We start from the raw sequence: 12,973 nt of genomic DNA, 5'->3' as shown, positions 1-12,973 counted from the left end.
TAAAAGCCTGCTAATCTATGCTATAATATCGTTAAGAAATGTACAACCTTTCGCCATCCGTGGCGGAATATAAACGCAAAGGAGGAGATGGCTGTGAGTACTTCAAACAGAAAATACAAAGACTCGGTTTTTGTAGACCTTTTTGCAGAAGACGAAAAAGCAAAAGAAAACTTTTTATCTCTTTACAACGCCTTGCATGGTACAAACCTGCAAATGTCCTGTCCTGTAGAAAACATAAGGCTTGATAATGTTATGTATATGAACATAATCAATGATGTTTCCTGCCTTGTAGACAATAAGATTATTATTCTTGCAGAACACCAATCCACTATAAACGAGAATATGCCCAGTCAAGGAATGTACTTCCGTGTACATTACTTGACTTCGAGTTTTAGGCTTACAGCCTAAAACATCGTGTACTTGCGGCTTCTACGGTGTCCGTGCCGTAATCTTAATTAAAGAAGACCGGGTTCTTAGGGCGGAGCCCTAAGCAGTGCGGGAAGAAGAGAGAGGGTTTTAGGGAGAGAGAGGAAACCTTGCTCTGAACGAGGTGTCCTCTCTCTCTCTAAGAGAGCGGCTTTACCAATGCAGTAAAGATATGTATAGAAAAAGGAATCTTAAAAGAATACTTAATGAGAAAATCACGGGAGGTAATCAATATGTTGGTAGCAGAATATGATTATGATACGGATATAGCAGTCCAAAGAGAAGAAAGTCTAATGATTGGAATAAAACAAGGCATTGAACGTGGCTTTGCAGACGGCTCTTACCAAAAAGCTCTTGAAACAGCAAAAAACTTGATTGCAATGAATTTACCTATTGAAAATATTGCCCAAGCTACAGGTTTAAGCATTGAAGAAGTGAAAGCATTATAAGAATCAGCCTTTTTGAAAATAGGCGGAGCAGATTCAAGGCCGATGAAAAATGTATCTCCTTATACATTTTTCATCTTCGAGTTTTGAGCACAACTCAAAACATCGTAAAGTTGAAACCACCGCCATCCGTGGCGACCGGAGGCGTATCGGGTATACGTCGAGCTCATTTTACGTAGCGACGCAGGAGATGCCCGTTTATTTTCAAAAGAGGAGGTATTGAATATGTTAGTAGCTGAATATGATTATGATACGGATATAGCAGTACAAAGAGAAGAAAGCCTAAGGATTGGTATACAACAGGGATTTTCTGACGGGGTATACCAAACAAAGCTTGAGACGGCAAGGAATTTATTCTGGTTAGGGCTGTTGATTAAGAATATAGCAGAAGCTATCGGTCTTCCTATTGAAGAAATAGAAAAACTGTAGCAAAGATAAAATTTTGACATTCAACATTTGTAACCTTGACAGCATCTCCCCTTTACCTTATAATATTGAGTATGGTACAGCACAGTATTCTATTAGATAAAAAATTAATTTTTTACTCAAAAACCCCTAGACAAAGATTGGGAAAATACTGAACTGACCCCATATTTTAGGACAGTTTAAGCAGATTTTTTCGACTGGCGGCTGCCAGCCGAGATTCTTTTGAATACGCTCATTATTGTAATATTTTATAAAATTGTCAATCAGTGCTATCACTTCTTGTTCTGTCGGAGTTCTGATTTTTATTAGCTCGTTATATCCGCTTTCGACTTTGAGAGTTCCGAAAAAATGTTCCATACAGGCATTATCCCAGCAGTTTGCCCTACGGCTCATACTTTGAATGATTTTCTTTTCCCTAAGGCGATTTGTATATGCTTTGGAAGTATATACTGCGCCTTGATCGGAATGAAGAAGTGCTCCGGGTTCAAGGCATGGAAGTTTATCCAACATATCCATAACCAGTTTTTCATCATTATGAGTCGACATGTGGTAGGCACTAATTTGATTTCTATATAAATCAAGCACAGGACTTAGATACAACCATCCTTTTGTAGTACGAAAATACGATACATCTGTACAGAGTTTTGTAAGCGGTTCTGCTGCACAGAATTGACGATTCAGAATATTATTGGGCAGATTTTGCTTGTTTTGCTTTTGTTGCTCGTAATAATGTTTAGGAAACTTTCTTCTCCTATTCTTCGCAAGAAGGCCGTATGCACGGCAAATGCGCTCTATGCGCTTGTGATTTACAATTACACCGAATTTTTGTCTGAGAATGATTGCTTTCGCCTTGTTTCCTCGTCGTAATATGATTTCCTTGGGCAGTTTCTTAAGCAAAGTTATGATTTGTGCATCCTTTTGTGCTTGACGGTCATTGTTCCGGTTATAATAGAATGTTGACTTTGAAACTTCTGCAACTTTACACAATTTCCGTATCTTCGTCCGCGGTGTTATTGATAGGCAGTCCTGAATCGTTTTCAAAACGAGTTTTTTTTTACCTTGTTTTGCAAGTTCCTCTTCGATATTCTTTGCGTACGTTTCCCAAAAAAGAGCTGCCGTTTTATAATATTCAAGGTCGTGCTCTTCGTTGTTAATTTTCTTTTTCCGAGCCATAGTTGTTATTTCATGCAGACGTGGATTTAGACACCAATCGCGTACGGTATCTCGAGAAAGCCCATATGTTCTGGCGAGTCTTTTGTAGCCGCATGTTCCTCGTTCATATTTTCCTACAACTTCTAGTTTGAAGTCAATACTGTACTTCTCTATTTTTCCCATCTGTACACCTCCAAAAGGTGTCCTAATTTATGGGGTCAGTTCATACTGTATAGTACCCCCCCCCCCCCGAAAAATAGTTAAGAGTGATGAATGCTTAATTAAGAATTATTTCGGCAAATTCAAATATCTTACACAAATTTTATTCTCACACAATTATTTTAGTCTCAATAAAAATATATCTAAAATTTATGCGGATAATATCTGCAAAAAGGAGTTTATATGAAAACTAATTATGTAAAAACCGGTTTATATTCCCGATATATAAACTTAGGTTTCTTTGTATTGATGGCGGCGCTTTTGTTAAGCAGCCTTGTTACCGGTTGTAAGCAAAATGTAATAAAGAAAAAAATCCCTTACCCCGATCCTCAGCCATATCCTAACGCGGCTGATTACAAGGTAGAGCATTGGCAGCAAAATATCGAAGGCTCTGGCTATACCTTATATGAAAAGGAAACCTTAGAAGGCAAAGTGGGTGAAAATACAAAGGCCCAAGCAAAAAACTATGCAGGTTTTACGAACTTGCCCATAGTCCAAAAAAAGATAACAGATGATAACTCCACTGTAGTACAAATTAAATATAATAGAAAAGAAATAACCCTTACTCTTAATTTAAATGGCGGAAGTACCACTACAGATCTTATTGAAAATAACAAATTAAAGGGACGATTCGGTGCACCTGTACCTGTGGTAAATACTCCCACAAAGACTGGAACCCTTTTTGGGAACTGGAATCCTGATATTCCTTCTACTTTTCCTGCCGAATCTACAACATACACTGTTGTTTGGACTGACTCATCATATCGCATTATCATAAAAGGTGATGAACGAACAAACATACAGCAAGGAACCTTTATCGATATTCCCCTTGCTGAAAATAAAACTTGGTCAAATATAAAAGAGCAAGCTAAGGCTAAGGTTACTCTAAAATCTGAATGGAATAACGGTGATTATGAAGTTTACGAATGGAGGTTTAATAATGAGAACGGAGAACTATTGACCGAAACCGAACAAATGAATAAACCTCTTACCGTATATGCCGTAACCAACTATAATAAGTTTAATATTGAAGATAACAAAATTAAACTTACGGCAGACGGCAAGGGTTATACCGGAAGCAAACCCAAGGGTAAAATAATAATCCCTGATGGTATTACTGAAATAGAAGATGGTTTTTTTTTCATACTGAACTATCAAAAGGCAGCTTTTATGCAGTGTGACGGAATAAAATCGGTACGCTTTCCTGCAGGTCTTTCCACAATAGGCGTGGATGCTTTTTCTCAGTGTGAAGGCTTAACAAGCTTAGACCTATCAAGCTGTACAAACCTTACCACAATAGGCGATAATGCTTTTTCTAAGTGTGAAGGCTTAACAAGCTTAGACCTATCAGCCTGTACAAGTCTTTCCACAATAGGCAGGGATGCTTTTTCTTGGTGTGAAGGCTTAACAAGCTTAAACCTATCAAGCTGTACAAACCTTACCACAATAGGCAGGGATGCTTTTTTTCAGTGTAAAGGCTTAACAAGCTTAGACCTATCAAGCTGTACAAGTCTTACCACAATAGGCGATAGTGCTTTTTCTTGGTGTGAAGGCTTAACAAGTGTAGACCTATCAGGGTGTGCAAACCTTATCACAATAGAGAAATATGCTTTTGACTCTTGTACAAATTTAGAAGTCAAACTACCTAAAAACAGAGCAACAATAGAAGAAAAGGCTTTCGGTTCTCCTGGCTCTCCCGACCTTCCTCCTTCCGGTTGGCCTCCATCTTTCTGCAAAAAAGTCCTTATAAAATCAGGTGATAATTTTAATCATATAAAACAACTAGTAATAGATTCAGGCTATCCTGAAGATAGGATAGGATCATACTAGTTATTTACTTCCCTTATCCGGCTTTTTTAAGTCGTATAAGGGGATAAATATAAAATTTTATTATTGCGGAAAATTAAGAACCACGCATAAAGGAGAAGTATAAATGAGCGAAAATACAAATTCTAAAAGCCGTTATGAGCTGCTTATAGATGCAAGGAACTTTCATTATAAAAATTTTCACACATGGATGGCTTTCTTTTATATTGCCATAGGTGCAATTTTCGTAGGTTATTGTAACTTATTAACATCTCAAGGTGAGTTTGCTTTTGAAAAAATAATTTTATTGATATTTGGTTATGCGGTTTCTCTTTTTTGGTATTGGTCATGCAAGGGTTACTATTATTGGGTAACACACTGGATAAGACTGCTGCATGAGTATGAAAAAGACAAAGATGTTAAAGAAATGGTTTACCTACTTTGTCCGAACAAACAAAATAATCATAGTTATTGCTGTATTCTGTCAGGTGCGAATATCTCAACTTCAAAAGTAGTTTTATTGTTTGCTTTTGTTACAGTCCTTGCTTGGGGGACATTATTGGCATATCAGATATTAGGAAAGTTATGTTTTTGTAAAATATATATTCAACTTTCTAATTGTGATAAAAATACAAACCTTAATATTTGTTTTGGAGTTATATCTTTTATATTCTCTATAGCGATAACTAACATATTAAAGTGTATTCCTAAATGGTGCTTACAAAGCAAGTTAGACGGTATGAAAGAGTATCCTCAGGAAGGAACTCAAAATAAAAATTAAACAACAAGCGATGTGAAAAGGTTGTGTCTTTTCCATACCTATAACTCCTGCAATTACCACCCTCCTCCCCTTGTTCAAACTTCTCAATAGTGTTATAGTAATTTAGCAAGAATATTTGAGGAGAATTTATGAAAACAATAAAGTTGGACGATTTTAAAAATTACTCATTTTTAAGCAATGTTAAATTTTCGGAAGACGGAAAGTATGCGGCCTACGTGTGTGCCCATGCCGACCTAGCCGAAAACGATTATAACAAGGCCCTTTTTCTTTTGGACATGGAAACAAAAAAGACCAAACAGCTGACGGGCGAGGATGTAAATTCTTTTTACGGCTTTGACGGTGACAGGCTTCTTTTTTCTGCAAGAAGAACAAAAAAGGAAAAGGAAGAAAAAGAGAAAACCTTTGTTTATTCTATTCCCGTGTCGGGCGGTGAAGCCTTGCTTGCCTACACCTTTCCCCATCCCGTTTTAAAAATGGAATTTGCCGATAAAAAGACGGCTGTCGTTTTACACTCATGGAAGGATGACCCTTTTAAAAAGCTGCCTAAAGAAAAGGCCGAAGAAGCAAAAAAAGACGAGGCTGATTATGAGACCTTTGAAGAGATTCCCTTTTGGAGAAACGGAGGCGGCTTTACTTCACGCAAGAGGAACAGGCTCTTTGTTTATAATCTTTCAAACATGAAGGGGACGGCCCTTACCGATGAGTTCACTCAGGTTGACGGCTTTGACTTTGATAAAAAGACCCAAGAGATTTTATTTACAAAGTCTACTTATACAGATAAGATGCCCATCTATAACGAGCTCATGCTCATGCCCTTAAAAACCAAAAAGGCAAAACTCTTAAATGCCGGTCAAGATTTTATGTATGCCGATGCCAAATTCTTCGCAGACAAAATTCTTTATACGGGTGCCGACGGAAAAAAATACGGCGTTAATCAAGATGCCGATATTTATCTTATCCCCAAAACCGGAACCGGAGCCAAGATGATTTCGCCCAAGGATTACGACAAGAGTTTATGGAATTCCGTAGGTTCAGATTCAAGGTACGGGGGCGGTGCTAACTCCCATGTCAAAGACGGAAAATATTATTTTATTACAACCGAGGATGATTCTTCTTTTGTAAATGTCATTGACGAAAAAGGAAACTTAAAACAAGTTATTACAGAAAAGGGCTCGGTAGATTGCTTTGCCGTTAATGAAGAAAAAATTCTTTTTATCGGGTTTAGAAAGCAGGAATTGCAGGAAGTTTATCTTTTTGACGGCGAAAAAGAAAACTGTCTTACAAAGCACAATGCTTACGCTTCAAAACTTCAAAAGATTGTTCCCGAAGAATTCGAGTTTACAAATGACGGCGTTAAGCTTCACGGCTTTGTTTTAAAGCCCTTAAACTACAAGGCCGGAAAAAAATATCCCGGTATTTTGACCATCCACGGCGGGCCTAAGACTGTTTACGGCTCAATCTTTTATCACGAGATGCAGTTTTTAGCCCAATCAGGCTACTTTGTGTTTTATACAAACCCTCGCGGTGCCGACGGAATGGGCCGGGCCTTTGCCGACATTCGGGGCAAGTACGGTACAATCGATTACTCCGACTTAATGAAATTAACCGATGAGGTTCTAAAAAAATACAAGGATATCGATAAGGATAGGGTAGGCGTTATGGGAGGCTCTTACGGCGGCTTTATGACCAACTGGATTATCGGCCACACAAACCGCTTTGCTGCAGCCTGCTCCCAGCGTTCTATTTCAAACTGGATTTCCAAATTCGGTACGACCGATATCGGTTATTATTTTAACTCCGATCAAAACGGAAATGCTACTCCTTGGAACGGCTTTGAAAAAATGTGGGATCACAGCCCCCTCAAGTATGCCGATAAGTGCAAGACTCCGACCCTCTTTATTCAATCCGATGAAGACTACCGCTGTTTTGAAGCCTGTGCCTTCCAAATGTTTACGGCCCTTAAATATCACGGCTGTGAAGCAAAGTTTGTCTTGTTCCACGGGGAAAATCATGACCTCTCCCGAACAGGAAAGCCCAAGCACCGAATCCGCCGCTTAACCGAGATCTTCAACTGGTTTGAAAAGCATCTTAAAAAGTAGGAGGATACTCTCCGCTTAATTCCAAATACTTGAAAGCGAAAGTTTTTTCCGGGAATCGTTTTTGGATTAGGGCGGAGGTTCTTATAATTCTTTCCCTGCCCAGTTCGGCTATCGTTTTAAAGCCGGCTTTGAGGGCAGGGGAGTCCTCGGGGCAGGGCTCGTCCTTTTGTACCAAAATAAATTTTCGCTTTTCGTTAAATTCTGCGTTTAGTTCCATCACGGCATGGGCTGTTGATGCCGAGCCCGAAAAAAAATCTAAAATAACCGCATTCTCCGAATCGGGAACCAGTTTAAAAAGATATTTTAAAAGACTTACAGGTTTTGCGTAATCGAAAAGCTTTGCTCCGAATAAAACTTTTTGTTCATAAGCACTTTGTATATTTGTTTTAACATACTCCGTTGGGAGAATCGATTTAGGAACGGTTTTTTCTTCTTTTTCAAGATAGGTTTTTACCCAAACCGTCCACTGAGTAGGATTACCGTTTATTTCCGTAAAAACGGACTTGTCTGTTTTTTTAAATACGATTAAATTTTTTTCTAAAAGGTTTAAAAAACTTTTTTCGACAAAGCGGTAAATATAACCTTCTTTTGGAATTATAAAATTACCGTCGGGAGTTTTTATCGGATATCTTTGATTTTTTGCCTGCGTCTTATTTTTCCACGCAAATTGCTGATACCTAAAAAGCCGGCCGTTATCGTCCTTGTATTTATACATTTTTTTTGCCTTTTCAGGCATCGGGGCTGTCATGGGTTTTGCCTTAGTTTTATCCTTGGCATATAAGACGATGTACTCATGAGATGTGTTGATATGTTTTTTCCTCAAGCCTCCGCCTGTCGAGTTATTCCAGACAAGGGTAGAAATAAAATTTTCCATACCGAAAATTTCGTCAAGGATGATTCTTAAATAAGGATAGGCCTTATCGTCAATGCTTATAAAAATAAGCCCGTCACAAGCCAATAAATTTTTTGCAAGGTTTAATCTTATATAAAGATAATTAATCCATTCGGTCATGCTTCGAAAATTATCGGCATAAGTAAATTTTTTACCGGTATTATACGGAGGGTCAATGTATATTATTTTTATTTTTTCTTTATAATCTTTTTGTAAAAAAAAGAAGAGCGTATAGATTATCTGATTCTATATAAAGATTTTCTGCAATATCTGTGTTAAAACTTTTGCGCTTGTTTTCGGTAAAGATAAATTTATTTTGATTTTTTAATAGATTTTCTAATTTTTGGGCGGCCAGATCTTTTCCTTCCCATGTAAAAAGTTTCATGTCGATAACACGCATAAATAACTATATAATAAAAAGAATTTTTATGCAATAATGTATAGGGTAAATAAGGATTACTTAAAATAATAATTAATTATACATAATACCAAAATAATCCAAACATTGTTTCATTAAATCCTGTCCGGTAAGACATGTATCTCTTAAATAACCTCTTTCATTTTTCCAATTTTTAATTCCTCTGTAATAGTAAATTTTTAGTTCTTCAGTAATTATGAAAGGGACGATATTATGTTTAAGACATTCCTTAAACATTATTAATCTTCCAATACGGCCGTTACCGTCTTGGAATGGATGAATAGCTTCAAACCGGACATGAAAATCTAAGATGTCATCAAAAGTGATCGCCGACTTTGAATTATATTCCATTAATAATGATTTCATCTCTGATGCAACATCAGAAGGTTTTGTAGTTTCATCGCCGCCCGCTTCATTTTCCAGCATTTTATAATCCCCAACCTTAAACCATGATTTCCGGCTGTCAGTTGTGCCGTACTTTAGAATATAATGAAGCTGTTTTATAAAACTTTCTGAAAGTTTCGTATGTGCACCTTCGATTATTAAATCAATACAGTGGAAATGATTTACTGTTTCAACAATATCATCAACTCTAACAACCTCATCTGTAACGCCAAGAGTTCTCGTTTCAAAAATAAATCGAGTTTGTTCGTGGGTAAGTTTTGAACCTTCAATGTGATTTGAGTTATAAGTAAGGTCAATCTGAATTTTGTGATAAATTCCGCCTTTCAATCCGGCATCCTTTTCACGTTTAAGAAATGATAAGAGAGTATCTTGTTTTGCTGTATGACGAGTTTTTCGATGAGGCTTTTCTACATCAGAAGGGATTTTCCATGTTTTACCTTCTAAAAGAGCCCCCGCAATTCTACCCTGCAAGCAGTAATTTCTTACACTACGTTCACTAATTTTCCAGTGTTTTGCAGTTTCTTTAACAGATATGTATTTTATCTTATTCATAGGTAATATTATAACACATTATCGGCAATATATAAAGCGGATTTATGTATTTAAATTCAATTTTATTTTGCCGACAATAAAACGGTTTATTCGCTATTATCATTTTCATTTGGAAATAATTCTAAAGTAATATCTTTGGTGAAGGTACAATACTTTTGTTCACAAATATTGCATTACCCCATTCTGAACCATTATTTTTTGAACCGGCGTTTTTTGATGTATGACTTTCTGTCCAAAAATATTAACATTTAATTCTGTTTCATCAATTGACTTTTAAATTTACACCAATACTCTGCAGCCATTAAATTCCAAGTAGCCATCTTCATTTTTCCTCCATCATATGATGATATGTAATTTACAACTATTACCTAACTGCTAGACTCTGTGTAGTTAAACTAACACATATTGTACGGCTCGTTTAAAATTACAAGCCGTACAAATTGTTAAAACTTATTTTGCTCCCAATGCAGCCATTGTTATATAATTATACGGTTTATTGAAGTGGGGTAAAAAGAAGATGTCCAAGAGTTTAAGTTTATCAATAGTAAGTTTTTCTTGGATTGCAAGGGAGAACATATGGATGCCCATAGACATATCATAGGTCGAAGCCATTTGAGCTCCTATTATAACCCTTGTTTTTTTGTCGTATACGATTCTCAATTTTACGGGCGGATTATCGTGTTCCATAAATTCGGGGCGCTGCAAGTCTTCAAAGTCGGTAAAGTCAACGTCAAGGCCGAGTTTTTTTGCACGCTCTACAGTAACACCGCTTGATACCATCTTCAAATCATAGATATTGATCCCGTTAGAACCTTGAACGCCGATGCTTTCTAAGGGTACGCCTGCTGCGTTATGGGCGGCTACAATTCCGCTTCTTACTGCATTTGTTGCAAGAGCGATGTATGATTTTTCTCCTAAAGAATTATCGAAAACGGTTGCGCAGTCCCCTATGGCGTAAACATCCTTCATGCTTGTTTCTTGTTTTAGGTTGACCGAATAAGCTCCGTTTTTAAAGGTTTCAAGCCTATCCTTTCCGAGGTCGGTGTTGGGTCTAAACCCGATGCAGACCACTACCATATCGGCAGGATATTCTCCCTTGTCGGTAACAACGGCTTCTACCTTTGTTGTTCCCTTAATCTCTTGAACGAGTTGATTGTATGCAAGTTTTATTCCGTGATCGCTTAGATTTTTATCCATCAAATCGGTAAAGGGCTTATCGTAATAGTTGGAAAGGCTTGAGGGCATTGCATCGATTAGGACTACATTTTTTTGATGGCGTTGGAAGGCTTCGGCAAGTTCGACACCGATGTAACCGGCTCCCACTACAGCAATATTTTTGATTTCGGGATTTTTTAGTTTGTCGATAACCTCTTGGGCGTTTTGAAAAATCTTTACCTGCTGAACATTTTCCAAGTCCATGCCCTTAATCTTAGGCATTATGGGAATTGAACCTGTTGCAAGGATTAATTTATCGTAGGATTCTTCAATCGGCTGTGAGCACTTTACCGTTCCGTATACGATTTTTTTATCGAAGTCGATTCGGGTAATATCGGCTTCCATTGTAACCTTAGCTCCCTTTGCTTCCAGTTTTTCCTTATTGGAATAAAAGAGACCTTCTGAGCCCCTGATTTGATTTCCTATCCAAAGGGCCATTCCGCAGCCTAAAAAGCTGATATTGGTGTTTTTGTCAAAAACAACTACTTCATTTTCTTTTGAAAGATCCGTTAAAAAATTAATGGCCGATGTTCCCGCATGATTGGCACCTACCACTACAATTTTGCTCATCTTAGCTCCTTTGCTGCCTTAAAATGCAGCCCTTATATTTTACACATAAATTCTTATTTAGTATAGGGTGCAGATTGTATTGTAAAAAAACGCAATCCATGTTATTATATATACGAAAAAAAAGGTGGAAATACACCTAAATTTTTCGACTGAGGTGCATGTGATGATTAAAAGAGATTATTATCTAGAACAGCTGATCCGTAAAAAAGACAATGGCCGCGTTAAAATAATTACGGGTATTAGGCGCTGTGGAAAATCTTATTTGCTATTTAAGTTATACCGAGAATATTTGTTATCGCAAGGCATAAAAGAAAATCAGACTATCTCAATCGCCTTAGATGAGATTGAAAATATAGAATATAGAAACCCATTTAAGTTGAATGAATATATAAAAGATAAGGCTAAGAATAAAAACAAAAAATACTATATATTTATTGACGAAATTCAATTATCAGAAACTGTAAAAAACCCTTACATTGAAAATTCTGAAAACAATATTACCTTTGTTGATGTACTTCTTGGTTTAATGAAAATTGAAAATTTAGATATTTATGTGACGGGCAGTAATTCAAAAATGCTATCTGGTGATATTCTGACACAATTTAGGGATCGAGGTGATGAAATCCATGTAAATCCCTTATCTTTTTCTGAAATATACGATTTGTATGAAGATAAAGTACAGGCTTTTCAAGATTATGCTATTTATGGAGGTATGCCCTATATTTTTTCTTTGGAGAGCGATGAAGAAAAAAGTAAATATTTAAAGGATTTGTTTTATGAAACATACTTAAAAGATATTCTTGAAAGACATAAGATTCAAAATGAAAAAGAAATTTTTGAAACCTTGTTGGACTTTTGTATCATCTGCCATCGGATCTTTAACTAACCCGAATAAATTAGCAAAAAGATTCTTATCCGAAAAAAGGATAAAGATTTCTTCTTTAACAATTTCTAAATATCTTGCATATTTTGAGGAGGCTTATGTATTGTATTGTGCAAAGCGTTATGATGTTAAGGGAGCACGATATTTTAGCACACCGGTCAAGTATTATTTTGCCGATGTAGGCCTTAGAAATGCCAGATTAAATTTTAGGCAAGTGGAAGAAACTCACATTATGGAAAACATTATATATAATGATTTGAGGAGAAGAGGTTATAATGTTGATGTAGGAGTGGTAGAGCATGAAGTGAATAAGGATGGATCTAGAAAAAAAATACAGCTGGAAGTTGATTTTGTCGTAAATAAGGGACATATAAGATACTATATTCAATCGGCATTATCTGTGGCAGATGAGGAAAAAAAAGAGCAGGAAACAGCATCTTTAAAAAAAATAGGAGATTCATTTAAGAAGATAATTGTTGTAAAAGATAAGATTGTTCCAAGGCATGATAATACAGGGATTTTATATATAGGTCTGGAACAATTTTTATTACAAGAAACTTCTTCAGATTTAGATATATTATAGAAATTATTATGACAGGCAAAAGACAAAAAAAGACCCGCTTTCGCGGGTCTTTAGTTTTATGGATAAATCTTTACCTAAAGATTTTATAGCCTAAACAATG

At 36.5% G+C, this 12,973-nt stretch carries 11 protein-coding genes and 1 pseudogene; 7 read left to right on the top strand and 5 right to left on the bottom strand.

The window, feature by feature from the left end; genetic code table 11:
• Positions 1–93: 93 nt before the first annotated feature.
• Together E4O00_RS14350 and E4O00_RS11845 are read left to right on the top strand one after the other, a co-directional pair.
• Positions 94–875: pseudogene (locus tag E4O00_RS14350) on the top strand (hypothetical protein).
• Between the two features lie 222 nt (positions 876–1,097).
• The gene (locus tag E4O00_RS11845) at positions 1,098–1,301 is read left to right on the top strand and encodes a hypothetical protein (RefSeq protein ID WP_371922694.1); all 204 of its coding nucleotides are present in this window, start codon (positions 1,098–1,100) and stop codon (positions 1,299–1,301) included.
• A 126-nt stretch (positions 1,302–1,427) separates the two neighbouring features.
• On the opposite strand, the gene E4O00_RS11840 is transcribed toward E4O00_RS11845, so the two are convergent.
• Entirely contained in the window at positions 1,428–2,633 is a 1,206-nt protein-coding gene (locus E4O00_RS11840) for an IS3 family transposase (RefSeq protein WP_253677561.1), read from the bottom strand.
• Positions 2,634–2,852: 219 nt separating this feature from the next.
• Here E4O00_RS11840 and E4O00_RS11835 point away from each other — a divergent pair, with 219 nt between their 5' ends.
• The 3 genes from E4O00_RS11835 to E4O00_RS11825 all read left to right on the top strand — a co-directional run bounded on the left by E4O00_RS11835 (position 2,853) and on the right by E4O00_RS11825 (position 7,355).
• Positions 2,853–4,499 (top strand): leucine-rich repeat domain-containing protein, encoded by a 1,647-nt coding sequence (locus E4O00_RS11835; protein ID WP_253677560.1) that lies wholly within the window; start codon positions 2,853–2,855, stop codon positions 4,497–4,499.
• 103 nt (positions 4,500–4,602) lie between these two features.
• Positions 4,603–5,256: a RipA family octameric membrane protein gene (locus E4O00_RS11830; protein ID WP_253677559.1), complete on the top strand. Its 654-nt coding sequence runs from the start codon at positions 4,603–4,605 to the stop codon at positions 5,254–5,256.
• A 128-nt stretch (positions 5,257–5,384) separates the two neighbouring features.
• Positions 5,385–7,355, top strand: a complete 1,971-nt coding sequence (locus tag E4O00_RS11825; RefSeq protein ID WP_253677558.1) for an alpha/beta hydrolase family protein — start codon at positions 5,385–5,387, stop codon at positions 7,353–7,355.
• Here E4O00_RS11825 and E4O00_RS11820 read toward each other — a convergent pair.
• From E4O00_RS11820 to nox, 4 genes are all read right to left on the bottom strand, one after another.
• Complete coding sequence (locus tag E4O00_RS11820; RefSeq protein WP_253679725.1) at positions 7,345–8,424, bottom strand: site-specific DNA-methyltransferase; 1,080 nt, start codon at positions 8,422–8,424, stop codon at positions 7,345–7,347. The genes E4O00_RS11825 and E4O00_RS11820 overlap by 11 nt on opposite strands.
• A gap of 22 nt (positions 8,425–8,446) precedes the next feature.
• A complete protein-coding gene (locus E4O00_RS11815) occupies positions 8,447–8,647 on the bottom strand; it encodes a hypothetical protein (RefSeq protein ID WP_253677557.1) in 201 nt (66 codons plus the stop codon).
• A 72-nt stretch (positions 8,648–8,719) separates the two neighbouring features.
• Positions 8,720–9,622 (bottom strand): Fic family protein, encoded by a 903-nt coding sequence (locus E4O00_RS11810; RefSeq protein ID WP_253677556.1) that lies wholly within the window; start codon positions 9,620–9,622, stop codon positions 8,720–8,722.
• Between the two features lie 450 nt (positions 9,623–10,072).
• The gene (nox, locus tag E4O00_RS11805) at positions 10,073–11,407 is read right to left on the bottom strand and encodes a H2O-forming NADH oxidase (RefSeq protein ID WP_253677555.1); all 1,335 of its coding nucleotides are present in this window, start codon (positions 11,405–11,407) and stop codon (positions 10,073–10,075) included.
• 163 nt (positions 11,408–11,570) lie between these two features.
• On the opposite strand from nox, the gene E4O00_RS11800 reads away from it, so the two are divergent.
• Entirely contained in the window at positions 11,571–12,293 is a 723-nt protein-coding gene (locus tag E4O00_RS11800) for an ATP-binding protein (RefSeq protein WP_253677554.1), read from the top strand.
• The gene (locus E4O00_RS11795; RefSeq protein WP_253677553.1) at positions 12,229–12,873 is read left to right on the top strand and encodes an ATP-binding protein; all 645 of its coding nucleotides are present in this window, start codon (positions 12,229–12,231) and stop codon (positions 12,871–12,873) included. The genes E4O00_RS11800 and E4O00_RS11795 overlap by 65 nt, the downstream gene beginning before the upstream one ends.
• The last annotated feature ends 100 nt before the right edge of the window (positions 12,874–12,973 follow it).

It is taken from the genome of Treponema sp. OMZ 788, from assembly GCF_024181245.1.
In the GTDB taxonomy this organism is placed as follows: Bacteria; Spirochaetota; Spirochaetia; order Treponematales; family Treponemataceae; genus Treponema_B.
Note: the sequence above shows the minus strand (reverse complement) of the source record. Positions and strands in the feature narration are given on the sequence as shown.